The sequence below is a fragment of the Methylobacterium sp. TK26 genome (assembly GCF_055361565.1).
Map to the genome: position 1 here is coordinate 2,717,969 of NZ_CM143965.1, position 24,890 is coordinate 2,742,858.

General features: G+C 71.3%; 24 protein-coding genes and 1 tRNA gene. 15 read left to right on the top strand and 10 right to left on the bottom strand.

Annotated features, from left to right (window positions below):
- Positions 1–234 precede the first annotated feature (234 nt).
- A complete protein-coding gene (locus tag ACXJ1Y_RS13120) occupies positions 235–1,086 on the top strand; it encodes an outer membrane protein (RefSeq protein WP_463846689.1) in 852 nt (283 codons plus the stop codon).
- A gap of 287 nt (positions 1,087–1,373) precedes the next feature.
- On the opposite strand, the gene ACXJ1Y_RS13125 is transcribed toward ACXJ1Y_RS13120, so the two are convergent.
- Both ACXJ1Y_RS13125 and cysS read right to left on the bottom strand, forming a co-directional pair.
- The gene (locus ACXJ1Y_RS13125; RefSeq protein WP_463846690.1) at positions 1,374–2,129 is read right to left on the bottom strand and encodes a trypsin-like serine protease; all 756 of its coding nucleotides are present in this window, start codon (positions 2,127–2,129) and stop codon (positions 1,374–1,376) included.
- Between the two features lie 25 nt (positions 2,130–2,154).
- Complete coding sequence (gene cysS, locus ACXJ1Y_RS13130) at positions 2,155–3,537, bottom strand: cysteine--tRNA ligase (protein ID WP_463846691.1); 1,383 nt, start codon at positions 3,535–3,537, stop codon at positions 2,155–2,157.
- Positions 3,538–3,846: 309 nt separating this feature from the next.
- On the opposite strand from cysS, the gene ACXJ1Y_RS13135 reads away from it, so the two are divergent.
- The gene (locus ACXJ1Y_RS13135; RefSeq protein WP_342164164.1) at positions 3,847–4,194 is read left to right on the top strand and encodes a hypothetical protein; all 348 of its coding nucleotides are present in this window, start codon (positions 3,847–3,849) and stop codon (positions 4,192–4,194) included.
- Between the two features lie 12 nt (positions 4,195–4,206).
- Here the strand turns inward: ACXJ1Y_RS13135 and ACXJ1Y_RS13140 are convergent, their stop codons facing one another.
- On the bottom strand, positions 4,207–4,725 hold the full coding sequence (locus tag ACXJ1Y_RS13140; protein ID WP_463846692.1) for a CreA family protein: 519 nt from the start codon (positions 4,723–4,725) through the stop codon (positions 4,207–4,209).
- Between the two features lie 158 nt (positions 4,726–4,883).
- Between ACXJ1Y_RS13140 and ACXJ1Y_RS13145 the strand changes: the two genes are divergently transcribed.
- From ACXJ1Y_RS13145 to mdcB, 3 genes are all read left to right on the top strand, one after another.
- Positions 4,884–5,933, top strand: coding sequence for a DUF2865 domain-containing protein (locus ACXJ1Y_RS13145; protein WP_463846693.1), 1,050 nt, complete (start codon positions 4,884–4,886; stop codon positions 5,931–5,933).
- A 58-nt stretch (positions 5,934–5,991) separates the two neighbouring features.
- The gene (locus ACXJ1Y_RS13150) at positions 5,992–8,067 is read left to right on the top strand and encodes an OmpA family protein (protein WP_463846694.1); all 2,076 of its coding nucleotides are present in this window, start codon (positions 5,992–5,994) and stop codon (positions 8,065–8,067) included.
- A 78-nt stretch (positions 8,068–8,145) separates the two neighbouring features.
- Positions 8,146–8,967 carry a triphosphoribosyl-dephospho-CoA synthase MdcB gene (gene mdcB / locus ACXJ1Y_RS13155; RefSeq protein ID WP_463846695.1) on the top strand — a complete coding sequence of 274 codons (822 nt, stop codon included), beginning with the start codon at positions 8,146–8,148 and terminating at the stop codon, positions 8,965–8,967.
- Between the two features lie 6 nt (positions 8,968–8,973).
- On the opposite strand, the gene ACXJ1Y_RS13160 is transcribed toward mdcB, so the two are convergent.
- From ACXJ1Y_RS13160 to ACXJ1Y_RS13175, 4 genes are all read right to left on the bottom strand, one after another.
- Entirely contained in the window at positions 8,974–10,020 is a 1,047-nt protein-coding gene (locus ACXJ1Y_RS13160; protein ID WP_463846696.1) for a DUF2778 domain-containing protein, read from the bottom strand.
- A gap of 197 nt (positions 10,021–10,217) precedes the next feature.
- A tRNA-Thr gene (locus ACXJ1Y_RS13165) sits at positions 10,218–10,292 on the bottom strand.
- Positions 10,293–10,369: 77 nt separating this feature from the next.
- Entirely contained in the window at positions 10,370–11,488 is a 1,119-nt protein-coding gene (gene aroB, locus ACXJ1Y_RS13170) for a 3-dehydroquinate synthase (RefSeq protein ID WP_463846697.1), read from the bottom strand.
- 10 nt (positions 11,489–11,498) lie between these two features.
- Positions 11,499–12,092: a shikimate kinase gene (locus ACXJ1Y_RS13175; RefSeq protein WP_463846698.1), complete on the bottom strand. Its 594-nt coding sequence runs from the start codon at positions 12,090–12,092 to the stop codon at positions 11,499–11,501.
- A 268-nt stretch (positions 12,093–12,360) separates the two neighbouring features.
- Between ACXJ1Y_RS13175 and ACXJ1Y_RS13180 the strand changes: the two genes are divergently transcribed.
- The 3 genes from ACXJ1Y_RS13180 to ACXJ1Y_RS13190 all read left to right on the top strand — a co-directional run bounded on the left by ACXJ1Y_RS13180 (position 12,361) and on the right by ACXJ1Y_RS13190 (position 14,069).
- Positions 12,361–12,510 carry a histidine kinase gene (locus ACXJ1Y_RS13180; protein ID WP_342164178.1) on the top strand — a complete coding sequence of 50 codons (150 nt, stop codon included), beginning with the start codon at positions 12,361–12,363 and terminating at the stop codon, positions 12,508–12,510.
- A complete protein-coding gene (locus tag ACXJ1Y_RS13185; protein ID WP_463846699.1) occupies positions 12,507–13,451 on the top strand; it encodes a site-specific tyrosine recombinase XerD in 945 nt (314 codons plus the stop codon). The genes ACXJ1Y_RS13180 and ACXJ1Y_RS13185 overlap by 4 nt, the downstream gene beginning before the upstream one ends.
- A 99-nt stretch (positions 13,452–13,550) precedes the next feature.
- Positions 13,551–14,069, top strand: a complete 519-nt coding sequence (locus ACXJ1Y_RS13190; RefSeq protein WP_463846700.1) for a MarR family winged helix-turn-helix transcriptional regulator — start codon at positions 13,551–13,553, stop codon at positions 14,067–14,069.
- Positions 14,070–14,146: 77 nt separating this feature from the next.
- Here ACXJ1Y_RS13190 and ACXJ1Y_RS13195 read toward each other — a convergent pair whose 3' ends face one another.
- On the bottom strand, positions 14,147–14,512 hold the full coding sequence (locus tag ACXJ1Y_RS13195; protein WP_243954937.1) for a c-type cytochrome: 366 nt from the start codon (positions 14,510–14,512) through the stop codon (positions 14,147–14,149).
- A gap of 211 nt (positions 14,513–14,723) precedes the next feature.
- Here ACXJ1Y_RS13195 and ACXJ1Y_RS13200 point away from each other — a divergent pair, with 211 nt between their 5' ends.
- Complete coding sequence (locus ACXJ1Y_RS13200; RefSeq protein ID WP_342164181.1) at positions 14,724–14,852, top strand: hypothetical protein; 129 nt, start codon at positions 14,724–14,726, stop codon at positions 14,850–14,852.
- A gap of 4 nt (positions 14,853–14,856) precedes the next feature.
- Here the strand turns inward: ACXJ1Y_RS13200 and ACXJ1Y_RS13205 are convergent, their stop codons facing one another.
- Both ACXJ1Y_RS13205 and ACXJ1Y_RS13210 read right to left on the bottom strand, forming a co-directional pair.
- Positions 14,857–16,131 (bottom strand): nucleotide sugar dehydrogenase, encoded by a 1,275-nt coding sequence (locus ACXJ1Y_RS13205; RefSeq protein WP_463846701.1) that lies wholly within the window; start codon positions 16,129–16,131, stop codon positions 14,857–14,859.
- Between the two features lie 59 nt (positions 16,132–16,190).
- Positions 16,191–17,204 (bottom strand): NAD-dependent epimerase, encoded by a 1,014-nt coding sequence (locus tag ACXJ1Y_RS13210; RefSeq protein ID WP_463846702.1) that lies wholly within the window; start codon positions 17,202–17,204, stop codon positions 16,191–16,193.
- A gap of 176 nt (positions 17,205–17,380) precedes the next feature.
- Between ACXJ1Y_RS13210 and ACXJ1Y_RS13215 the strand changes: the two genes are divergently transcribed.
- From ACXJ1Y_RS13215 to ACXJ1Y_RS13240, 6 genes are all read left to right on the top strand, one after another.
- Complete coding sequence (locus ACXJ1Y_RS13215) at positions 17,381–17,593, top strand: NepR family anti-sigma factor (RefSeq protein WP_463846703.1); 213 nt, start codon at positions 17,381–17,383, stop codon at positions 17,591–17,593.
- 65 nt (positions 17,594–17,658) lie between these two features.
- Positions 17,659–18,621: a glycosyltransferase family 2 protein gene (locus ACXJ1Y_RS13220; protein WP_463846704.1), complete on the top strand. Its 963-nt coding sequence runs from the start codon at positions 17,659–17,661 to the stop codon at positions 18,619–18,621.
- A 263-nt stretch (positions 18,622–18,884) separates the two neighbouring features.
- Positions 18,885–21,017: an exopolysaccharide transport family protein gene (locus ACXJ1Y_RS13225; protein ID WP_463846705.1), complete on the top strand. Its 2,133-nt coding sequence runs from the start codon at positions 18,885–18,887 to the stop codon at positions 21,015–21,017.
- A 13-nt stretch (positions 21,018–21,030) separates the two neighbouring features.
- On the top strand, positions 21,031–22,392 hold the full coding sequence (locus ACXJ1Y_RS13230) for an O-antigen ligase family protein (RefSeq protein ID WP_463846706.1): 1,362 nt from the start codon (positions 21,031–21,033) through the stop codon (positions 22,390–22,392).
- A complete protein-coding gene (locus tag ACXJ1Y_RS13235; protein ID WP_463846707.1) occupies positions 22,389–23,852 on the top strand; it encodes an oligosaccharide flippase family protein in 1,464 nt (487 codons plus the stop codon). The genes ACXJ1Y_RS13230 and ACXJ1Y_RS13235 overlap by 4 nt, the downstream gene beginning before the upstream one ends.
- On the top strand, positions 23,849–24,889 hold the full coding sequence (locus tag ACXJ1Y_RS13240) for an NAD-dependent epimerase/dehydratase family protein (RefSeq protein WP_463846708.1): 1,041 nt from the start codon (positions 23,849–23,851) through the stop codon (positions 24,887–24,889). Before ACXJ1Y_RS13235 ends, ACXJ1Y_RS13240 begins: the two co-directional genes overlap by 4 nt.
- The last annotated feature ends 1 nt before the right edge of the window (position 24,890 follow it).

Below are 24,890 nucleotides of genomic sequence, written 5' to 3' on the forward strand. Positions count from 1 at the left end.
GATCCAGGCCACCCTGATACTAATTCGAGCCGTCTCCGAGATTGTGCAGTGAACGGCCGATATCGCTCAAATCTTATTATCTCGAGATACCTCAGAATAAAGTCTTTTGATCGGATATCTATGTATTGAATAGGTTTTAATACCAAATGTGATGCACAAGCGCAACATCATTACCGGACCAAGGCCCTATAACGGCGCATCCGGCGCATTGTTTGGCCGAGGGGGAAGGTACAGATGAAGCACAGATTTCCGCTATCACTGGTTGCAACTGCACTTCTGACGTCTGGTTCTTTCGCTGCCGACCTGCCGCGCCGCGCCGCTCCTCCGCCGGTCTTCACCCCGGTGCCGGCCTTCAACTGGACCGGGCTCTATGCCGGCGTGAATGCTGGATACGCCCTCGGCCGCGACAGCATCGCGAACACGAGCACCGACCTGGCTTCGACGTTCGCCGCGCTGAATGCCAACAAGGTCGACCTGAAGAGCAACAGCTTCACCGGCGGCGGCCAACTCGGCTACAATTATCAACTCACTCCGGGCAACGGTCTCGTTCTCGGCGCCGAGGCCGACGCGGAATATGTCGGCCTGCACCGCAAGCGCAGCTTGGAAAGCACGTCCACCATTACGGTGCCGAACTTGCCGAACGTCTCTTTCAATTACGTCGACCGCTACGTCGGAGAGTCATCCACCGACGCGCTCTTCACCGTCCGCGGCCGGGCCGGGTACGCGTTCGATCGCTTCCTCGTCTACGGAACCGGTGGTCTGGCCTTGGCCGATATCCGGACGCGCGGAACCTATACCTCGACCGAGACGACGTATCAGGAAGGCAAAGTCAAAGACGTCGACTCGGGCACGATGAAGCATTTCCGGCAGGCCGGCATTCTAACCGGCTACGCCGCCGGCGGTGGCATCGAGTACGCGCTGCCGCAGTTCGACAATGCGGGCAATGCCGTCACGCTCCGCGTCGAATACCTGCACTACGATCTCGGCCGCCGGACCATCAAGATCGACGAGACCCTGAAGGCGAAGGTGACCAACGAAGGCAACCTCATCCGCGCCGGGCTTAACTACAAGTTCAGCGGACTCTGAGTCCACCGGCTCGATCGAGTTGAAGAACGGGCGCTCCCGAGCGGAATTCCGCGCGGGGGCGCCTTAACTTTTTTGGGAAGCAATGGCGTCGATGCGGCGGGGCAACCGGCCAGCCCTTCCCGATCGGCGGCCGGTCATGTCGAGGCGGCTCCTACCCTCGCACCTCATCCTGAGAGTCTGGCCGGACAGGCGACGACCACCTCCGTCCTTGCGAGTGCAGCGAAGCAAAGACGCAGGTGGGATGAAGGGGCCGCTCAGGCTCCTCGGCCAGACCATCAGGTGAGGCGCTATCGCACCCCTGCCCCGGTAAACACCTGCGCCGCCGGAGCGACGATGACGTAGGTGCCGCAAGGCGCCGATTGCGAGATGACCGCGCTGGCCACGCCCCAGACGTAGGTACCACCCCGGTCGGTCGCGACGACCGGCCCACCCGAATCACCGAGGCAAATCCGGCCGCCGCCATCGACGCGGGCGATGGTCAGCCCAGTGCTGGTCGAGGCCACGGGAGTCAGCCCCGCCGTCCGAAGGCGGCCGACGCCCGTGCGCGAGAGGCCCGCGCCCGCGAAGCGCAGGTGCTTCGGCACGCGGCTCGGGTCGCTCGCCAGCGGCACGGGGCGGCGGCCGCGCACCGGCTCGGTGAGGCGCAGCACCGCGAGATCGACGGAGAGGTCGGCGATGCTGATGTCCGGCGCCGCGTTCGGCAGCATCTCGCCAGGATCGGGGCTGTAACGCGCCGCGACCTTCGCCGCGTAAACGGGGCGAATTGGGTTGCCGCCCTTGAAGAACACGACGAGGGCGCCGAGGGGATCGCCGTTCACGCAATGGGCGGCCGTGAGCACGAGATCCGGCGCGACGAGCACGCCGGAGCAGCGGGTGAGGCGCAGCGCGTCCTCCGGCTTGGTGATCGTGCCGAGTCCGACCGTGGCCTGGGCGAGGGCATCCCCGCCCGCCACCGACCCGCCGTCGATGGCGTGGCCGGGCGAGGCGGCGAAGACCGCCATGGCCGCCGCGAGACACAGGCGGACCCTACCGACGATGCGCAAATGCGTGCTCCCGAGTGATCCGCGCTCAGCCGGCGACGGTCCAGGTGGTGGTGCCGTCCTTGTTGTCCTTCACCGCCACGCCCATCGCCGCGAGGGCGTCGCGGGCGCGGTCGGAGGCCGCCCAGTCCTTTGCCGCCCGCGCCTCCTTGCGGGCCGCGATCAGCGCCTCGACCGCAGCAACATCGATGCCGGAGGCGGCGACGCGGGACTCCTCGCGCTCCGAGCGGGTCAGCCGGAGGAAGCCGAGGATGTTGCCCGCCGCGCGCAGGGCTTCCGGCGCCGTCAGCTTGTGCAGCTCGGCCATGGCCGCCGGGGTGTTGAGGTCGTCAAGGAGGGGCGCGAGAACGCTCTCGGGCATCCCGCCCGCCGGCTCGGCATCGCCGGCCGTGGCGTACCAGCGGTCCAGCATCCGGCTGGATTCCTCCAGCCCGCGCAGGGTCCAGTCGATCGGCTGGCGGTAATGCGTCTTCAGCATGTTGAGGCGCACGACCTCACCCGGCCAATCGTCCAGCACCTGCCGGATGGTGATGAAGTTGCCGAGGGACTTCGACATCTTCTCCCCTTCGACCTGCAGGAAGCCGTTGTGCATCCACACGTTGGCCATGACCGGCGTGCCGAAGCAGCAGCGCGACTGCGCCACCTCGTTCTCGTGGTGGGGGAAGATGAGGTCGATCCCGCCCGCGTGGATGTCGAAGGTCTGGCCGAGGTGCTTGGCCGACATGGCCGAGCACTCGATGTGCCAGCCCGGCCGCCCCGGCGCCGCGATCCCGCAGGGCGAGGGCCACGAGGGTTCGCCCGGCTTCGAGGGCTTCCAAAGCACGAAATCGAGGGGCGAGCGCTTGTAGGGAGCGACCTCGACGCGGGCGCCGGCCTCCATCTCGTCGAGGGGCCGCTTCGAGAGCCGGCCGTAATCCGGCATCGAGGGCACGTCGAACAGGACATGCCCGTCCGCCACGTAGGCGTGGCCCGCCGCGACCAGACCCTCGATCATCGCCGTCATCTCGGCAATGTGATCGGTGGCGCGGGGCTCGATGAAGCGCGGATTTTCGCCCGGACGATTCACGTCCTCCGGCATCAGGATGCCGAGGTCGCGCACGTCCTTGTGGAACTGCGCCAGCGTCCCGTCCGTGAGTTCGCGGATGGTGATGCCGCGCTCGGCGGCGCGGGCGTTGATCTTGTCGTCCACGTCCGTAACGTTGCGGGCGTAGGTGACATGCGCCGGCCCGTAGAGGTGGCGCAGCAGCCGGAACAGCAGGTCGAAGACGATGATCGGCCTGGCATTTCCGATATGGGCGGCGTCGTAGACGGTGGGTCCGCAGGCGTAGAGGCGCACGTTGCCGGGATCGATCGGGCGGAAGGCGTCCTTCTGCCCGGTCAGCGTGTTGTAGAGCCGCAACATCGGCGCCATGAAACCCCGTTCCTCCCGGCCGCCCTGCCCCGCGACCGATCTCCCAATGACCCCTCGCCCAGAGGGGGCGAGGCGGCCGTCCGGCGGCGGCGCGGCGAAACCGTGGCGATCCGCCGGGCTCGGCCCGCACGCCTGTTGCACCGCCGCGACGGTGCTCGGCGCCCGATGGGGCTAACGCAAAAGGGTGAGGATTTCGAGAAGGGAGACGGGCGGCGGGACCACGCAGAGGCGTAAGGATTCCTTAACGCTCCTCTCCGACCGTCCCCTCAGCGATCGTCACGTCACCGTTCCCGTGACAGAGGAAACCCCATGCGACGCAAAGCTGCCGGATCCCTTGCCATTGCCGCGTTGACGGCGCTCGGCCTTGCCGGGCAGGCCCTCGCGGGCAGCGACGGCGAGACGCCCCGCGTGGCGGCGAACCATGTCGAGAAGACCTTCCTGATCCCCTCCAGCGACGGTTACGGCGTGGCCGATTGCCTGACCTCGCCGGGCAGCGAGTGCGGGCAGGTCGTCGCCAACGCGTGGTGCGAATCCCAGGGCTTCGCTTCGGCCGGCTCCTACGGCACCGCCGCCGCCGACGAGTATACCGGCGCCATCGAGCAGCCGGCCGTCACCAAGCCGGCCGACCGCCCGATCCGCATCACCTGCCAGGATTGATTGGCAGGCTTGTCACTTCACGAAGTCGGAGCACTTGGCGGCCGGCTCCGTGCCCCAGGGGGCCAGCGGCACCGCCGAGGTGGAGTTCTTCGGCGAACCCTGAATGACCTTGTCCGAATAGACCATGTAGATCAGCGTGTTGCGCGCCGCATCGCAGCCGCGGACGATCTGCATCGACTTGAAGATCAGCGAGCGCCGCTCGCTGAACACCACCTCCCCTTGCTTGAGGTTGTTCTGCTTGAACTGCACCGGGCCGGTCCGGCGGCAGGCGAGGGAGATGTCCGACACGTCCTCGGCGAGGCCGAGGGTGCCCTTGATCCCGCCCTTCTCGGGCTGCGTGTACCAGCAGGCCACGCCCGTGACGGCCGGGTCGTCGATCCCGTAGACGACGAGCTTGTCGTTCGGCGTCAGCGGACGCCACACCGTGGACTTGTCGAAGATCCGGTCGGGGTCCTGCGCCAGGGCCGCCGAGGCGGCCGATACCGCCAGCGCGGCGGCGAGACCGAACCGGGTGAGACTGCGAAACAACATGGGCTGCGAATTCCCCCGTGACGATACCGGGACGGATGTAGGAGGGGTGACGCCCGGCTGCGAGGAGGACTAATGTTGTATTCGTCTCCCACGCGAACACGAACCGGCCGCGCCGCGGTCGCTGCCTGATTCTGAGCGCGATTTCAGCGATGACACGGATGCGTTCCACGCCGTTTGCCAGCCCGGCCCGCCACGTCCTGGCGGCGCTGGCGCTCGTCGTCGGACTCGGCGCGGCCCCCGCCGCCGCCCTGCCGTCGCCGCTGCCGGAGACGCCGAATTCGCCCGCCAGGGTCGAGCCCGTGGCGCCGCAGCCGCAACTGCCCTCCCCGGAATGCCGCCGCTACCGGGCGGAGCTGGTCTCGGTCCAGACCGGGGCCAGCGCGACCCGCGCCCTGCAGGACGAGATCGGCCGTCTGCAGACCTATTTCCGCAGCCTCAATTGCGAGGGCGGCAAGTTCCTGTTCTTCGACACGAGGCCCCCGCAATGCGGGGCGGTGGAGCAGCGCATCCGCGCTCTCAACGCCACCTATGGCGGCGCGGTGATCGACGACAACGGCGCCCGCAAGCGCGAATTGCAGGGCCTCGTCGCCCGCACCTGCCCGGCGCGGGAGAGCACGTCCACGGGCGAGAGCTACGCGAGGGGCGGCGGGCAGGTGATCTGCGTGCGCACCTGCGACGGTGGGTACTTCCCGATGCCGAACCTGCCCGAGGGGCGCGGCGGCGCCGACGAGATGTGCCAGGCGCTCTGCCCCGGCACCGAGGCGGTGGCCTATTCGATGCCGCATGGCGACGAGGCGCTGAAGCAGGCGGCGACCGTGAAGGGCAGCCGCGCCTATACGAGCCTCGCCAACGCCTTCAAGTTCCGCAAGGCCTTCGTGCCGAACTGCTCCTGCAAACCGGACGGCAAGACCTGGGCGCAATCCCTGGTGAAGGCCGAGAGCATGCTCGTGCGGCACAAGGGGGACATCTTCGTCACGCCGATGCAGGCCGAGGCCCTGTCGCGCCCGAAGGTGCGCCTGACCCTCGTCGGCCGCGCCGACCGGACGGCGGCCGAACTCGCTGCCGACGCCGCCGGCCGCGCCGGGATCGACGGCGGCAAGGCCGGCGAGGAGAAGGTCAACACGCCGGAGATTCACAAGGGCGAGCACGTCGCCGTCCGCGTGATCGCCCCCGATCTCGTGGCCGTGCCGGCCCGCATGACGCCCTGAACAGGGAACCATTCGGCCTCTGCGAAGTTCGGTACCGCCCGTACTGAACGAGATGCCGATGCAGCGTTTCCGCCTCCTTCTCCTGGCCGGCACCGTCCTGCCCGCCCTTGCCCTCGCCCAGGTCGCCGCCGCGCGGCCGGAGGGCATCGTCGTGGCCCAGGGGGGTCCCGAGGAGCGCGGACCCGGCGGCCCCGGCCATGGCGGCCCCGGTGGACCGGGTGGTCCCGGCGGACCCCGCCCCGGACCCGAGCGGGGTGGTCCCGAGCGCGGCGGCCCCGAGCGTGGCGGTCCCGGACCGGCCCAGCGCGAACGCCCCGAGCCGCGCCCCGAGCGCGCACCGCCCGCCGCCCGTGAACGGCCGGAGCCGCGCGAGGCGCCCGAGCCGCGCCAGCCGCGTCCCGAGCCCCGCGAGGAGCGGCAGGCCCCGCCGCGCCCCCAGCCGCAGCCGCAGCCGCAGCGCGAACGGCCCGAACCGCGCCCGGACCAGCGTGAGCAGCGGCCGGATCGCGACGACCGCCGGCCGCAGCAACAGGACGAGCGGCAGCAGCGCCAGCCGCGCGAGGACCGTCGGCCGGACGCCCGTCCCGACGCGCCGGAGCCGCGCCAGCAGCGTCCCGAGCCCCGCGAGGATCGTCAGGCCCCGCCGCGTCCGCAGCCGCAGCCGCAGCTGCAGCCGCAGCCGCAGGGTGGCCCCGACCGTCCCGACCGTCCCGACCGTCCCGGCCCGGATCGTGGCCCGCAGGATCGCGACAACCGCCCCGGTCCCGACCGCGCGCCCCCCGGCGCCGAGCGCAACGCGCAGCCGCCCGCGCCGAACGCCGCGCCGGGCGTGCCCGGCCGCCCCGTGCAGCGTCCGGACGACGGCCCCCGCCCTGGCGGCGACCGCAACGCCCCGCCTCCGGCCCCGAACGCCGCGCCCGGCGCGCCGGGGACTCCCGGCCAGCCCGGCCCGCGCCCCGATGGCGCGCCCGGTGCCGAGCCGAACCGTCCGCTGCCGCCGAACATGCGGCCGGGCGTCCCCGGCCGTCCGTTCCAGCCGCCGGGCCAGCCTGCCCCGAACGCCGTCCCCGGCGCGCCGGGTGAGGTTCCCGGCCAGCCGCCGGGCCTGGGCCAGTTCCGCGACGACCGGGGTGGCCCCGGCGGCGCGCCGCGCAGCGACTTCAACGCGCCCGGCCGTCCCGGCTACATCCCCGGCGGCTTCCGCGAGAACGATCAGGTGCGCGACTACGATCAGGTCCGCCGCGACCGTCGCGAGTTCAGCGCGGACGGCCGCACCTATTACCGCGAGCCCGGCCGCGTTATCGTGCAGGACCGGAACGGCTACCTGATCCGCCACGACGAGAACGAGCGGTTCCGCGACCTCGACCCCCGTGGCTACCGCTACGAGCGCCGGGGCGACGACTACATCAGCTACATCGACCGCCCCGGCGGCGACCGCATCTACACCGTCACCGACGACGACGGCCGGCTGCTGCGCCGCTACCGCCGGTTCCCGGACGGGCGTGAGGTCGTCATCATCGACAACAGCTACGCCGGTCCGCCGCGTCCGATCTACGACGACGTCGTGGTGCTGCCGCCGCCGGATATCCGCATCCCGCGCGACCGCTACGTGGTCGAGTACGATCAGGCCGATCCGGGTCTCGTCTACGAGGCCCTCACCGCCCCGCCGGTCGTGGCGGTGGACCGCCGCTACACCCTGGACCAGATCCGCTACAGCCCGGATCTGCGCGCCCGGATGCGCTCGGTCGACATCGACACGATCAACTTCGACACCGGATCGTGGACCGTCACCCCGGATCAGGCCCGCCGCCTCTCGGTGATCGCCGACGCGATCAACAAGGCGGTTCGCGCCAACCCGCAGGAGGTGTTCCTGATCGAGGGCTACACCGACGCGGTCGGCACCGACATCGACAACCTGTCCCTGTCGGATCGCCGGGCGCAATCGGTGGCCACGGTGCTGACGCAGCAGTTCCAGGTGCCGCCGGAGAACCTGACCACCCAGGGCTACGGCGAGCAGTACCTGAAGGTGAACACGCAGGGCGCCAGCCGCGAGAACCGTCGCGTCACCGTCCGGCGCATCACCCCGCTGCTGCAGCAGGGCAACGGCCAGGGCTCGGCCCCGCCGCCGCGCTAAGAGAGAAACGCCCCTCTCCCGTCATCACGGGTGGGGGGCGTTTTCGTGCGTGAGGGCTCAAGCGTTGTATGAGGCGGCGTGCCGAATCCCGCCTCAATCGCCCGCATCGCGGACCTCGCCCACCGCGCCCTGATCGACGAACTCGAGGCCTATCCCAAGCCCGGCCTCGTCAGCCCGGTCGATTCGGGCAGCCATCGCGACATGGACGCCGATACGCTCCGGCGCAGCGCCGGGGCCATCGCCCCCTTCTTCGCCGACCTCGTTCGTGCCGGCGCGGCGGACGCCCCGCTCTCCGACCTCCGCCGGATCGGCCTCGACGCCGAGGCGGCGATGCTCGCCGCGACCGGTGGGGTCAACGCCCATCGTGGGGCGATCTTCTCCCTCGGTTTGATCTGCGCCGCCGCCGGTCGGGCGGGCGATGTGGCCCAGTCTGCCGAGGCGCGCGCCGAGCAGGTCGGGGCCCTCTGGGGCCGCGAGATCGCCCGGCGGCCCGCGTCCCCCGTCACCCATGGCGGGCGGGCGTCGCTGCGCTACGGCGTCGGCGGGGCGAGCGCGGAGGCGGCGGCCGGCTTCCCGGCCGTGCGGGAGGTGGGCCTTCCGGCCCTCCGGCGGGGACGCGACTTCGCGCCGGGCGATGGGCAGGCGGCGCGGGTCCAGTGCCTGTTCGCCCTGATGGCCGAACTCGACGACACCAACCTGCTGCACCGGGGCGGCCCGGAGGGCTTAAGCTTCGCCCAGGGTTCGGCCCGGGCCTTCCTCGACGCGGGCGGGGTCGGGGCGGCGGAGTGGCGGCAGCGGGCGCTCGCCCTTCACACCACCTTTGTGGAGGCCCGCCTCAGCCCCGGAGGGGCGGCGGACCTGCTGGCGGTGACGCTGTTCCTCGACAGCCTGGCGGCCTGAACGCGCTCAGTTGCGCGCCATCCGCACCGTAGCGGACGAGGCGAGGTTCGGCGGCGCGCCGCCCGAACCGGCCACGACGACGAGCTGGCGGATCTCGCCGCGCAGATACGACTCGAGGAAGCGGCTGTAATCCCGGAAGGAGACGCAGCCGTTCGAGGCGCCCGTCGGGCCAAGCATGAAGGTGTGCGCCAGGAGCCCAACCCGGCCATAGACCGCCTCCGGCCCGCCGACCGGCGTCAGGCGGATCGCCCGCACCCCATGGAAGGGCTGCTCGCGCTCGGTCAGGGCATAGGTGCCGGGGGGCGTCGCCCCGCGCATCCGCACGTTGACGTGGCGGGGGTCGTCCATGATCTCGCCGAGGCCGGAATGGGCTTCGAGCTTGTCGCCGTTCGGCAGGGTCACGATCCGGGCGGTGATGTCGTAGATCGCGGTGCCGCCGTCGCCCGGGGGCGGGGCCAGCGGCGGGCTGAGGCGCGGGCGTGGGGTGAGGTCGATGGGCTTCGTCTCCAGCGCCGCGTAGGCGCGGGCCGGCGAGGATTCGACGCCGAACAGCTTTTCGAGGAACGAGCGGTTGTCCTCCGGCGCCGGCTGCGGCGGCAGGGCCGCCTCCTGGCGGACGGGGGCGCGGCCGGCGCGGCGGGGGGCGGTGCCCCGCAGTTCCGGCGGGCGCGGCACCGGTAGGGGCACCGTCATGGCCGTGCGCGGCGGGGTCGCTTCGGCGGCGGGGGGAACCAGGGCGGGCGCCTCCTCCGCGACGGGGGCATCGGGGGCCGTCCAGGCCCAACGCGAGAGCTTGCCCGCGAGATCGGTGTGCCAGGGGTCGAGCACGTCCTGCGACGGGATCGGCGCGGCCTGCGCGGGGGCCTCGTCCTGAACCGGTTCGGGCATCCGCAGGGCGACCCGCTCCTCGGCGCGGGGCACGGGCAGGTCGGCGACGCGGCCATGGCCGATGGCGGCGAGGGCCACCACGGCCGTGAGGAGGCCAAGCGGCGGCAGCCAGGAACGGCGGCGGCTCCGGGTCGGGCCAGCGGCGGGCTGCGTGCGGTCGATCATCGGGACGCCCATCCTCCTCGTCGCGGGACGGCGATCCCGCTGAGGCGCAATCAGCGTAACCGGAGGGGCGATTTCACGGCGTGGATGTGATCGATCCGGGACGCAACCGGACGGTTTCGGGGCGAAACCCGGCGCGGGCCCGCTTTCCGCCGCAATTCAGCGGCCCGGCGCAACATTTCGCAATGAAGGGGAAGAAGTGGTGCCGGAGGAGGGATTTGAACCCCCGACCTTCGCTTTACGAAAGCGCTGCTCTACCACTGAGCTACACCGGCAACCCGCCGAACCCAGGGCCCGGACGCGGGAACGCTCATAGCCCCCCGCCCCGCTCAAAGCAAGACGCGCGGACGCCTCACTGCGCCGCCAACTCGTCTTCGAGGAAGGCGCGCACCGCCGCCCGGTCGACGCCCGGGGCGATGAAGCTCCGGCCGATGCCCCGGGCGAGGATGAAGGTGAGCGCGCCGTCGCGGACCTTCTTGTCCTGCGCCATGGCGTCGAGGATCGCCTCGGCATCGCCGCTGCCGCCGGGCACCTGCTGCAGGCGGGTGGGAAGGCCGGCGAGCGCCAGATGGTTCGCGACACGCCCCGCCTCCTGCCCGGCGCACAGGCCGAGCCGGGCCGAGAAGCGGAAGGCCAGGGCGAGGCCGATAGCGACGCCCTCCCCGTGGACGAGACGTTCGGACGAGTAGCCGGTGATACGCTCCAGGGCGTGGCCGAAGGTGTGGCCGAGGTTGAGGAGGGCGCGTTCGCCGTCCTCGCGCTCGTCGCGGATCACCACGCCCGCCTTGGCGCGGCAGCAGGCGGCGACCGCCTCGTCCCGCTCCGGCCCGCCGGAGAAGATGCCCCGCCAGTTGGCCTCGCACCACGCGAAGAAGGCGTCGTCCGCGATCAGCCCGTATTTCGCGACCTCGGCATAGCCCGCGCGCATCTCGCGCTCCGACAGCGTGTCGAGGCTCGCCGTGTCGGCCAACACGAGGCGCGGCTGGTGGAAGGCGCCGATGAGGTTCTTGCCGAGGGGCGAATTGATGCCGGTCTTGCCGCCGACGGAGGAATCGACCTGCGCCAGCAGGCTCGTCGGCACCTGCACGAAGCGGACGCCCCGCCGCAGGCTCGCGGCGGCGAAACCCGCGAGGTCGCCCACCACGCCGCCGCCGAGCGCCACGACGAGGTCGTTGCGCTCGATCTTCAAGGCAAGAAGCCCGTCGCAGACCTCCGCGAAGCGTCCGTAGGATTTCGACGCCTCGCCCGGCGGCACCGTGACGATGCCCGCCCGCAGGCCGGCGGCTTCCAGGCTCGCCTTCAGGTCGGCGGCGTAGAGGGCGCCGACATTCGAATCGGTGACGATTCCAGCCGCCCTGGCGCCGAGCGCCGCGAGCCGCGCGCCGGCCTGCGCCACGAGGCCCCGGCCGATGAGGATGTCGTAATCGCGGCCGCCGTCGAGGGCGACATGGACGGAGAGCGGTTCGGTCACGTCTGGCGGCTCACTGGGCCGCCAGGGCGGGCGGCGGATCGAGGAAGGCGACGAGGGATTCCATCACGTCGTCCACGACGCGGTCGTGCGACACGTCGCGGGAGACGACCACCACGTTCGCCTCGGCGTAGACCGGGTGGCGGATCTCCATCAGCGCCCGCATGGTCGCCTCGGGATCCTCGGTGTGGAGCAGGGGGCGGTTGCCGCGCTTGCGCACCCGGCGCATCAGCACGTCGAGATCCGCCTTGAGCCACACCGAGACGCCGCGCTCGCGGACGCGCTCGCGCGTGGACTCGCGCAGGAAGGCGCCGCCGCCCGTGGCGAGGACCAGCGGGCCGGCGCGCAGGAGGCGGGCGATCACCCGCTCTTCGCCGTCGCGAAAGCTCGGCTCGCCGTAGATGGAGAAGATGTCGGGGATGGTGAGGCCGGCGGCGGCCTCGATCTCGTTGTCGGCATCCTTGAACAGGAGGCCCAGCCGGCTCGCGAGGCGGCGGCCCACGGTGCTCTTGCCCGCGCCCATGAGACCCACGAGCACGATCGACCGGAGCCCGAGGCCCCGCCGCAGCCGTGCTTCGATAGGCTCGCCGGCCTCCGTTTCGTTCATCGGACCCACAACAGACATTCTACTCGACGCCGACACCGGGTCGCCCTTGGGCAGCGCCCCGGCTGCGGCCACACGGACCGCACCCTGCGGGTGGCTCTTAGCGCGTTTCACGGTCAGCGCGAAACACGCCGTTCGTCCGGAACCTGTGGCCCCGCCGGCCTTGTCAGCGCCGCGTTCGCATGGTGCAACCCGGCTTTCCGTAGCGGCTCAGCAAGGCGGCCCTTCGGCCTTCCCGACCCGCGCCCGTCCGCCCCGAGGATCGACCGACGTGCCGACCCTGTTCCGTTTCTTCGCCACCATCGCGATCCTCGCCGGCCTCGTCTTCGCCGGCATGTTCGCCCTGGCGACCTTCGTGAAGCCGACCCCGCGGGAGATGACCGTGTCCATCCCCGCCTCGAAGCTCCAGCCGCCCAAGTGAGCGGGACGGCGGGGCCGCTTCCGCCGGAGGTCGGCGATTACCTCGAAATGCTGGCGGCCGAGCGGGGCGCGGGCGCCAACACGATCGACGCCTACCGGCGGGATCTCACGGATTACCTCGCCTACCTCGCCCGCGCCGGGCTGGGCGTCGAGGACGTCGACACCGCCACCCTGCGCGGCTTCGTGGCCGATCTCGAAACCCGGGGTCTCTCGCCCTCCACCGCCGCCCGGCGCCTGTCCTGCGTGCGCGGCTTCCACAAGTTCCTCTACGCGGAGGGCGCGGCCGAGACCGACCCGAGCGCCCCGGTCTCGGGGCCGCGCAAGGGCCGCCCCCTGCCGAAGGTGCTCTCGGTGGCCGAGGTGGACCGCCTCCTCGCGGGGGCGCAGCAGGCCGCCGCCCTGCCCGACCAAGCCCCCGGCCCCGCCCGGCGGGCGCGGCGGATGGCCTGCCTGCTCGAACTGCTCTACGCCACGGGCCTGCGCGTCTCGGAACTCGTGGCCCTGCCGCGCACCGCCGCCAGCATCGACGCGCGGCTCCTCGTGGTGAAGGGCAAGGGCGGGCGCGAGCGCATGGTGCCCCTCACCGAGACCGCCCGGGCCGCCATGGCCGCGCATTTGCCGGCGGTGCCGGAGGACAGCCCATGGCTCTTCCCGGCGGACAGTGAGAGCGGCCACCTGACGCGCCAAGCCTTCGCGCGCGACCTGAAGGATGCCGCCGCCGCCGCCGGCCTGCGCGCGGACAAGGTTAGCCCGCACGTTCTCCGCCATGCCTTCGCGAGTCACTTGCTCCACAACGGAGCGGACCTGCGTATCGTGCAGGAACTGCTGGGCCACGCGGACATTTCGACTACGCAAATCTACACGCACGTTCTGGACGACCGCCTGAAGGCGATGGTCCGAGATCTGCATCCGCTGATGGATAACCCCCTTGACGCGGCGTGACTTGCCACTGAATTCATTGTGCGAGCGCAGCCAAGTGTCTACGTATGGACGATGGGGGCTGGACGGCGCGCGTTTGCGGATGTTCGAGAGGTAGACGGAATGGCGGGGCCCGCCGCACGGCGCCAAGGCGCAACAACGACCGAGACCGAGACCGGCCCGGAGACGCGGGAGACCGGTCTGAACGAGTCCCAGCGGCTCGACAACCAGCTCTGCTTCGCGGTCTACGCGGCGGCGCATGCCTTCGGCCGGGCCTATCGCAACCTGCTCGGGCGCTACGACCTCACCTACCCGCAGTATCTGGTGCTGATGGTTCTGTGGGAGGAGGACGGCCTCACCGTGAAGGAGATCGGCGAGAAGCTGTTCCTCGATTCCGGCACGCTGACGCCCCTGCTGAAGCGGCTCGAAGCCTCGGGCCGGGTCCGCCGCGCCCGCGACCGGCCGGACGAGCGGCAGGTGAGCATCTTCCTCACCGAGGCGGGCGAGGGCCTGCGCGGTACCTTGGCCTGCATCCCCGACGAGGCCGGCGGCATGACCGGCTTCGACATGAAGGGCCGCAAGGACCTGCTGCAGGACCTCGTCTCGCTCCGCGACGGGCTGCGCGGCAACGACCTGACCTGAGGCGCCCATGAAAAAGCCCGGCCGTGGGGCCGGGCGCGGTGTGACGATGCCCGGCCACGGGGACCGGGCAGGACGCCTTAGGACTGGGTCTTGAGGTAGGCGATCACGTCGTTGATCTTCTTGTCGTCGGGGTAGCCCTGGAAGATCATCTTGGTGCCCGGCACCTTCGCCTTCGGGTTCTTCAGCCACTCATGCAGGTTGGCCTCGTCCCAGGTGATGCCCGAGTTCTTGAGCGCGGCCGAGTAGTTGTAGCCCTCGTAGGTGCCCGCCTTGCGGCCGACGACGCCCTTCAGGTCCGGTCCGACGCCGTTCTTCTGGAAGTTGTGGCACGCCTTGCACGGGGCGAACGCCTTCTCACCGGCTGCCGCATCGCCGGCATCCTGGGCCTGGGCCGACAGGGGGATCATCGCGGCGAGGATGGCACCGAGAACGAGCTGACGCATGAATTTCCTCCTAATTACGGCCTAGGCCGGCGCGGAGGGGTGACACCCGCCGCGACTAGAAAAGGTCTAAGCTGATACGCTCAATGCTGGCAACGCCCCAAGGATGCGTCGAGATGCGACTTTCTTCGCTTTCCGTCACGAATCTGGGCCGTGGCGACGGATTAAAATAGGTGCAGCGCACCAATCGCCCCACCCGTGCTAAGGCTCGCTGATGCCCCGCTGGATCTTCGTCCTATTCTCCATCGCCCTCGGGCTCTCCGTCGTGGGGAGCCTGCTCATCGTGCTGCGCAGCCCGAACTCCCTGCCGCCCGCCACGAACGAGGCACGCCCGCCCCGCTGAGGGGCTACAGCCGCCAGAGATCGACGCCGGGGGGCGCCGTCTCCCGGTCGAGGGCGCCGGTCACGTCGAGGACATCGCCCCGGCCCTCCACGAGGAGCGGGAGGATGCCGTCCCACCCGCGCTCCCGCAGGACGCGATGGGGCACGGCGAGGATCACCGCGTCGGCGGGTTCGAGCGCAGCGAGGGGCGTGAGGGGGAAGCCGTGCTCGTGCGCCACCGCCAGTCCGTCGGCCATGGGGTCGGCGGCCTGGACGGTCAGCCCGAACGCGGCGAGCCCGCGCACCACGTCGGCCGCGCGGCTGTTGCGGATGTCGGGGATGTCCTCCTTGAAGGTCACGCCCAGCACCGTCACGCGGGGCGTCGGCCGGCCCCGCCGCAGCAGCCGGCGGATGCAGGTCTCGACCACATGGGGGGCCATGGCCTCGTTGATCCGCCGTCCGGCGAGGACGAGTTCGGGATGGTGGCCCGCCTCCTGCGCCCGGTGGGTGAGGTAATACGGATCGACCCCAATGCAGTGCCCGCCCACGAGGCCGGGGCGGAAGGGCAGGAAGTTCCACTTGGTCCGGGCGGCGGCGAGCACGTCGCCGGTATCGAGGCCGATCTTCGCGAAGATCAGGGCGAGTTCGTTCATGAGGGCGATGTTCACGTCGCGCTGGACGTTCTCGATGACCTTCGCCGCCTCCGCGACGCGGATCGAGGGCGCGCGGTGCACCCCCGCCAGGGCGACGGCCCCGTAGACCCGCGCCACGATGGCGAGGCTGTCGGCATCGCTCGCCGAGACGACCTTCACCACGCTGTCGAGGCGATGCGCCCTGTCCCCGGGGTTGATCCGCTCCGGCGAGTAGCCCAGCGCGAAGTCTCGGCCCACCGTCAGGCCGGATGCCGCTTCAAGGATCGGCGCGCAGACCTCCTCAGTGACGCCGGGATAGACGGTGGATTCGTAGACCACGATGGCGCCGGGCGAGAGCACCCCGCCCACCAGCCGCGAGGCCGCTTCGAGCGCCCGCAGGTCGGGGCTGCGCGCGGCCGTGATCGGCGTCGGCACCGTGACGATGTAGAAGTCGCGTCCGCGCAGGTCGTCCGCTGCGGCGCTGACCGTCAGGGCCGGCAGGTCGGCCTCCGGCACCTCGCCGGTGCGGTCCCGGCCGGCGGCGATCTCGGCGACGCGGGCGGGATCGATGTCGAAGCCCAGCGTGTCGAACCCGGCCTTGGCGAAGGCCACCGCGACCGGCAGGCCGACATAGCCGAGCCCGATCACCGCGATCCTGCGACCACCCATTGTCCCGCGCCTCGCCCGCACCCGTTGCAATGCCACCGGACGCGGATGGGGGACGCCCGTCAAGCTTGGTGGTAGGCGCGGTACCAGTCCACGAACGATCCGATGCCGGCTTCGAGGGGCGTCGCGGGCGAGAAGCCGACATCGCGGGCGAGGTCGGCGACGTCGGCGAAGGTCTCCGGCACGTCGCCGGGCTGCATCGGCTTGAGGTTCAGCACCGCCTTGCGGCCGAGCTTGGCTTCCAGAAGGCCGATCATCCCCATCAGGTCGGCGGGCTCGGAATTGCCGATGTTGTAGATCCGGTACGGCGCGAGGCTCGTGCCGGGATCGGGCTCGCCCCCGTCCCAATCGGGGTTGGCGGCGGCCGGGCGGTCGATCAGGCGCACGATCGCCTCGACCACGTCGTCGATATAGGTGAAGTCCCGCCGCATCCGGCCCTCGTTGAAGACCTCGATGGGCTCGCCCGCCAGGATCGCCTTCGTGAACAGGTAGAGGGCCATGTCCGGCCGCCCCCACGGGCCGTAGACGGTGAAGAAGCGCAGGCCCGTCGTCGGCAGGCGGTAGAGGTGGCTGTAGCTGTGGGCCATCAGCTCGTTGGCCTTCTTCGTGGCCGCGTAGAGGCTGACGGGATGGTCCACGTTCTGGTGGACCGAGAACGGCATCGCCGTCACCGCGCCGTAGACCGAACTGGACGAGGCGTAGATCAGGTGCCCCACCCCGTGGCGGCGGCAGCCTTCGAGCACGTTGAGGAAGCCGGTGAGGTTGCTCGCGGCGTAGGCATGCGGATCGGTCAGGGAGTAGCGCACCCCCGCCTGGGCGGCGAGGTGGATCACGCAGGTGAAGCGCCCCTCCCGGAACAGGGCGTCGAGTGCGTCCCGGTCGGTCAGGTCCAGGCGGTGGAAGGCGAAGCGCCCGCCCGCCAGCCGGCGCAGGCGCGCCTCCTTCAGGTCGGTGTCGTAATAGGCGTTCACGCTGTCGAGGCCGGTGACGGCCCGCCCCTCGCCGATCAGGCGATGGGCCACGTGGTTGCCGATGAAGCCGGCGACGCCCGTGATCAGGATACGCTGTTCGGTCATGCTGGGACGGGGGTCTCCTCGGGGGCACATTGCCGCGCCGAGGCTCCGGCAACAAGTTCGAGTGATCGTGATCGCATCATTTTAGCCGACAAGCATTTCCTGCTGGGCAGCTTCGCGCTATTGCGCAAAACTCGACAAATGCGCTTGCCGCCGACCACAGCGAGTCCGATCTCTTGATGATGTCCGAGACCCCGCGCCGCGCCGGAGCCTTCACGCTCCGCACCATCCCGATCCCGGCGCAGGCGCCCGTCCTCGATGAATTCACCCGCCGTCGCCTCGGGCGGGAGTTGCGCGCCCTCTACGATCCGGTCATCGACGAGCCCATCGACCCGCGCCTCGCCGAGTTGCTGCAACAGTTGGAGACCGACCGGGCCGACACCGGAAACTGACGAAACGGCCACACCGTTTGGTGAGCTTTTCGCGATAGACGCATCTCCTCGCCGGAGGACTTGTGATGCGGCTCAGCGTGGTGATCTGCACCTACGAGCGGCCGGCGCTGCTCGGCGCCCTCCTCCGCTCCCTGACCGCGCAGCGCGGCGCCGAGGCCGGCGACGTCGAGATCGTGGTGGTCGACAACAGCGACGGCGAGACCGCCCGGCCGGTGGTCGAGGGCCTGGCGCCGGGGGCGCCCCTGCCGATCCGCTATTGCACGGCCCATCCGGCCAACATCTCGGTGGCGCGCAACGCCGGCTGCCGGGCGGCCGAGGGCGAGGCGCTGGCCTTCCTCGATGACGACCAGCAGGCGGAACCCGGCTGGCTGGCGGCGGTGCTCGACGGGCTCGACCGCTTCCCGCACGACGTGTTCTTCGGGCCGATCACCCCGCATTTCGAGGATCCCGGCGCGGTGACGCCGGCCTCCCGCACCCTGTTCACCCGCCAGGGCGATCAGGCGGCGGGGCACGACCTCTTCGCCCTCGCCCGCCCGGCCTCGCAGGGCTTCGTGCTCTCGACGGCCAACAGCGTGTTCCGCCGGGCGACCGCCCTCCCCGGCCCCGACCCGTTCGACCCGCATTTCGGGCAATGCGGCGGCGAGGATCTTCATCTCCTCTGCCGCCTCGCCCGGGACGGGCGTCGGTTCGGCTGGCTGCCGGCGGCGCGGGCGACCGACTTCGTGCCCGCGCACCGATGCCGCACCGGCTATCTCGTCCGCCGCCATTTCGCGGGCGGGCAGGCCTATGCCGCCACGCTGATCCGCACGAGCGCGCACCCCTTGCGCGACGAGGCGGTGCTGCTCGCCAAATCCCTGGTTCAGGTCGGCCTGCTGCCCCTCACGGCCCTCGCCCTGCTCCGGAAGGAGGCGCCCGGTCGCAGCGTCGCGATCCGCGCGGCGGGCATCGCCGGCAAGCTCCTGTGGCGGCGGCTCTATCCCCTCTACAGGACCGAAGCCGCCTCCCTCGCCCCCGCCGCCAGTTCTTGATCGCCCGGTTCGGGTTTTGATCAATCGTCGCGCATCCAATTCGCCGAAAAGATACTGTTAACGCTGTCGGCAATTGCAGCACGGACTTCACGGTCAGTTTTAACTCAAGACAAGCGGCCGCGCGTTACAAAACAGTCGATACGGGCCATGCGCCCGCCGGCATGACGGCTCCAGCCGGGATCGTCCCGTCCGGAGGCGGCTCGTGCCGGGCCGTGCCCTGCCCCTCCGGGTGCGGGGCGTCGCGATATCGGGGAAGCCGGTCGATGCAGTTGGTCGAACGTCAGAGCCCTCGCAGCTCCTACGCTGCCGAGACCGACGAGTGGGACGCGTTCCGCCTGGAGATCCGGGAGGCGCTGGCGTCGATGCGGCGCCATGCCTTCGCGATCACGCTGTGCGTCCTCGGGGCCGTGGCACTGGCCACGCCGGTCATCGCGCTGCGCACCCCGAACTATCTCGGCACCGCCCAGGTGCTGCTCGATCCGCGCGGGCTGAACGTCGTCAGCAACGAACTCGTGCCGCAGCCGCCCTCCGCCGACGTGAACGACGCGGTCATCGAGACTCAGTCGCGCTTCCTGCATTTCGACGCGGTGCTGCAGGAGGTCGTGAAGCGCCTCCACCTCACCCAGGATCCGGCCTACATGGCGCGGCCCGGCCTCGTCGGCCGGATCAAGGAGATGGTCGGCCTGTCGAGCACCGGCCCGGAGGCCGATCCGGTCGATGTCGCGAGCAAGATCCTCGGCAAGCAGACCACCTTCCAGCGCGAGGGTAAGAGCTTCGTCGTGAACCTGACGGTGCGGGCCGACGACCCGGTGAAGGCGTCCCGCCTCGCCGGGGCCATCGGCCAAGCCTTCGTGGACGATGCCGAGCGCCGCCGGAAGGATGTGGTGATCAAGGCCCGCGACGCCATCGGCGCGACCCTGAAGGGCCAGGGCGAGCATGTCATCGCCGCCGAGCAGGCCGTCGAGGCCTACAAGCGCGAGATCGGCGTGGTCGATCAGGACGGGCGCGTCCTCAACGCCGCGCGCATCGCCGAGTTGAACTCGCAGCTCCTCGCCGCCAAGGCGCAGACACGCGCCGTCTCCTCCCGGGTGGCCGCCCTCGAAGGCCGCAGCGCCACGCCCTCCGACGGCGCGGGCGCCGACACGGTGGAATCCACCACCCTCTCTCAGCTGCGCCTGAACCTCGCCGAGGTCGTGCGCCAGCAGGACAACCTGCGCGCCACGCTCGGGCCCCGCCATCCGGCGGCGGTGGAAGTGGATGCGCAGGTCCGCAGCCTGCGCGCCGCCATCTCCCGCGAGACCGGGCGCCTGCAATCCTCCCTGCGCGCCGACCTCGCCGCCGCCCGCACCCGCGAGGCGTCCCTGGAGCGCGACCTCGCCCGCGCCGAATCCGACACGTCGCGCACCAACACCGCCCTCGTCACCCTGCGCCAGCTGGAGCGCGAGGCCCTGGCCCAGCGCTCGGTCTACGAGAAGACCCTGTCGCGGGAGCGCGAACTCCTCGAACAGGAGAGCGTCGGCACCGCGAACGTCTCGCTGGTCGGCACGTCGAAGCCCGATCCGCAATCGGCCGACCTGTCGCCGGCCCTGGTGGTCGCGGCCGCCGGGCTCCTCGGGCTGCTCGGCGGTGCCGGCGGCGCGATCCTGTTCGACCGGCGCGGCGGGCGCATCCATTCGGCGGAACGGCTCACGGCGCGCACCGGCATCCCGGTGCTGGGCACGCTGCCCCTATCGCGCAAGCGCCTGCGGGAGGCGCGCGAGACCGTGGCCGTGCTCGCGGGAGCGCGCGGGTCGCCCTCGGCACGGATCCTCACCCGCCTCGCGGATTACCTCGACGAGGCCGCCGAGCACGGGCAGGTGCGCCTGCTCATCGTCTCCGCCTCGGATGGGCCGATCTCGACCATCATCGCCCAGAACCTCGTCCTGGCGCAGGCCGCGCGCGGACGCCGGGCCCTCCTTGTCGATGGCGACGCCCGCTCCGGCCGGCTCACCTGGATGATCCCGCGCGATCCGCAATCGGGCGTCGTCTCCTGCACCGTGGAGGGCTACCCGCCCTTCTGCGCCACGGCGGCGAGCGAGCGGGTGAGCCCGGATGCCGTGCCGGACCGCGACGAGGGCTACGATTGCGTCGTGATCGACGGCGGCGAGGGCCAGGACGAGACGCGCCTGCGCCGCTCGGCGGCGACCGCCACCGCCATCGTGATCGTGGCCGAGGCCGGCGTCGCCACCGCCGACCGGATCGAGGACCTGCGCGCGGCGCTGCTGTCGAGCGCCGACAAGATCGCGGGCGCGCTGTTCGTGGTCGCGGGCGCCGATCCGGTCGTGCCGGCCCCGGCCCGCTCGCGGCCCCTGCCCCAGCGCTTCGCCCTGGCCGGCGAGAAGGGGGCGCTGGCGTGAGCGCGCGTTTCCGGTGACCACAGCGCTCCCGAGTCTGACGCAGGCGCAGGGCCTCTCGGCCCTCGCCGAGACGCGCGCGTCCGCCCGACGGCCCCGGCGTGCGCCCTGGTTCCTGCGGGCACTGCCCGCCGCCCTGTATCTCGCCTTCCTCGCCTACATGTTCATCGGCGTGATGCCGATGTCCGATGCCAGCGCCATCACCTCCGGCGACGGCAATTCCACCGAACGCCTCGCCGTGCTGGCGATGACCGGCATCGCCCTGTTCGAGATCGTGCGGCGTCGGCGGGTCGTGCTGCCCCTCGTGATGCGCTCCTGGCCGGTCTGGCTGGTGCTCGGCTGGTTCTGCGCCAGCGTCACCTGGGCCGCCTTCCCGGACATCGCCGTGCGGCGCGTGATGGTGATGGTGTTCCTCTGCCTCATCACCCTCGCCATCGCGGCGGGGATCGGCCCCCTGCGCCGGACGCTCGGCCTGATGGCGGGCATCCTCGTGGTGGTGATCGCGGGCGATCTCGCCGTCACTGCCCTCAACCCGGCCTTCGCCTTCACCGAGATCGGCGTGCGTGGCTACCACCAGCAGAAGAACGTCGCGGGCCTCGTGGCGATGCTGGCGGTGATCGTCAGCGTCGGGTGGGCGCTGGCGCGCCCGACGCCGCGCCGGATCCTGGCCGGCTTCGCATTCTTCGTCGCCGCCTTCGGCTTCCTCGTGCTCACCAAGAGCAAGACCTCGATGATGCTGGCGCTGCTCGGCGTCGGCCTCCTGCCCTGCATGCTGGTGCTGCGGCGCCTCGGCCCCGCCGCCGCCCTGTTCCTGACGCTGGCGGGCGTCGGGGCCGTGGGCGTGACCTATCTCGGCGTCACGGCCTTCGGCGGCGATTTCGTCGGCCTGCTCACCCCCGGCAACGATTCGAGCTTCACCGGCCGCACCCAGATCTGGGATTTCGCGGCCTCGGAGATCGCGCGCCGGCCCTGGACCGGCTATGGGTTCGGTTCATTCTGGGACGTCGGCGACGCCAACGATCCCCTGCTGCGCGCGCCACCCGGCTCCTGGCTCGCCACCCTGAAGATCGGAGAGCGGGCCGACGTGGTCATCAACGAGGCGCATAACGGCTACCTCGATCTGCGGCTTCAGGGCGGGGCTCCCGCGCTGATCTTCGCCGTGCTGGCGCAGATCCTCACCATCCTGGCGCTGGCCAGGAAGCTGTTCTCGCGCGGCATCCAGCGCGCCGACGCGGTGGCGGCGGCGACCTTCCTCGTCATCGCCCTGGTGGTGCTCGTGCACAACGCCACGGAATCGAGCCTGTGGATGCGCGGGCAGGTGCTCGCCAACGTCTCGATCCTCATCAGCCTCCTGGCCTTCCGGCGGGAGCCCACATGACGATCCGCCGGATCGGCGGCTGGATCGGAGCGGGGCTCGCCGATGCGGCGGGCCGGCTCGTCATCCTGTCCGCCACGACCGCCTTCCTCGCCCGCCTGCTCCCGCCGGGGGATTTCGGCGCCACGGCGCTCACGCTCTCCATCGTCACCGCCTTCTCCATGGCGGTGGGCACGCCCTACGAGGAGGCGCTGACCCAGGCGAAGGTGGTGCGCCGGGCGGATCTCGGCGCGGTGCTCGGTCTCTCGACCGTGGCCGCCCTCGTCTTCCTCGCCCTCTGCGTGCCGGCGGGCCTGCTGCTCGATCACGTCTACGGCCGCGAAGACCTCCACCTGCTCCTCCCCGGAACGGGTTTCCTCCTGCTGGCGCAGGGGCCGATGACGATGGCGACCGCCGTCGCGCGGCGGCGGAAGGCGTTCTACGTCATCAATGCGTCGAGCATCGTCGGCCATCTGGCGGGCGCCCTCGTGGCCATCGGCCTGGGAATCGCCGGGGCCGGGATCTGGGCGCTGGTGAGCCTGCGCATCGTCCTCGTCTTCGCGACGGCGGCGAGCCTGTTCTGGATGCTCGGCCTGAGGGTCGCCCCCTCCTGGTCCTGGGGACGCCTGGGCCGGTTCAACCGCTTCGCCGGGCTGGTCCTGGCCTCGCGCCTCGTCGAGAACGCCACCTACGTCGTCTACAACACCCTCACGGGCGCGCTGTTCGGGCTGACGGTCCTTGGCTACCTCAACATCGCCATGCGGCTCATCGAGCCGGTGCGCGGCGCCATCGTCGCGGTGACGCACAACCTCTGCTTCCCACATTTCCGGGGCAGCGCGCTGTCGCGGGACAATGTCGGCGAGGCGGCGGCGGAGGTGGCCCGCGAGACCTCGGCCTTCGTCGCGCCCACCATGATGGGCCTTGCCGCCGTCAGCCCCCTCGTCGTGCCGCTCATGGCCGGGCCGGGCTGGACCACGGCCGAGCCCATCGCGGCGGCGCTGGCGGCCGGGGGACTCCTCGCCCTGCCCTCGCAGGTGGTGCAGACGGCGCTCTCCGCGAGCGGTCGCCCGCAGAGCGTGCTCCTGTCCTACGTCGTCGCCCTCGTGACCCTGGCCGCCGCCCTGGTCGCGACGGTGGGGATGCACCCCGCCACGATCGGCCTCGCGCGGCTCGCGGGCGATTTCGCGCTCACCGTCACGACGGTCCTCGTCAACGGCCCCCGGATCGGCCTCTTGCCCTGGCCGCTGCTGCGGCGGCTCTCGGGGGTATGGCTCGCCGCGGCCACGATGGCGGTGATCGTCGCGTGGCTCGGCATCCAGCTGGCGGACTCGCAGGGTCAGGTGGTCGCCCTCCTCATCGCCATCCCCGCCGGGGTGATCATCTACATTCCGCTGCTGTTCCTCATCAGCCGCGCGAGCTTCGACTCCCTCGTGGAGCGGATCCGCCCCCTCCTCGGGCGGACGAACCTGGCCGGCGCGCGATGACCGGCCCGGTCCTCGTCACCGGCGCGGGCGGCTTCATCGGCCGGGCCACCGTCGCCCGGCTGAGGGAGACGGGCCTGCGGGTCCGCGCAGGGCTCCATCGCCTGCCCGACGGCCGCAGCCCCGCCGAGGGCACCGTGCGCTGCGACCTCGACGATCCCCGCAGCCTCGATGCCGCCCTGGCGGGCGCGTCGTGTGTCGTCCATGCGGGCGGCCGTTCCGCCGTCGCCATGCCGGACCAGTTGCGCGCCCTCCTCGCCGCCGCCGACCGGGCGGGGGTGGACCGCGTCGTCCATCTCAGCTCCATTGCGGTCTATGGCCCCGAGGAAGGCCGGATCGGCGAGCCCGACGCCCCTCCGGCCACGGCCGCGCCGGACGATCCCTATTGCGTCGCCAAGCGCGCCTGCGAAACGATGCTCCGAACCTGGGTCGCGGCGCGGCCCGGGCGGCGGGTGGCGATCCTGCGGCCGGGCGTCGTCTACGGGCGCGGCAGCGACCTCTGGGTCGAGCGGCCCGCCGCCGCTTTGCGCGCCGGGGTGCTCGGCCCCCTGGGCCCGCGCGGACAGGGCGTGGCGGCGCTGATCCACGTCTGCGACGTCGCGGAGGCGATCCGCTGCGCGCTCGCCGCGCTGAACGGGCCGGGCAAGGGCCTCATCGCCGCCAACCTCGTCGGCCCGGACACGCCCACCTGGAACGCCTATTTCGCGATGCTCGCCGGGCCGAAGCCCGCGCACCCGCTCACGCCGGCGCGGCTCGCCCTGCTGCGGGCCCTCGCCCTGCCGGCCAAGGCCCTCGGGCGGCTGCGGGTGCCCGTGCCCCGCGCCCTACGCCTCGTCCCCGCCTCCGGGGAGCTTCGCCTGTTCGCCCGCGCGGCGCAGTACGACACCGCCCGCGCCCGCACCGAACTCGGCTTCCGCCCCACCATCCGCCTGTCCGACGGATTGGGCGAAGCCCTCGGCCCGATCCCTGCAGCGAGCGCCGGGAGCGGCGCCTCCCTGGCCCGGAACGGGACGGATCGTACTGTTTCAGGACACGAGTAGC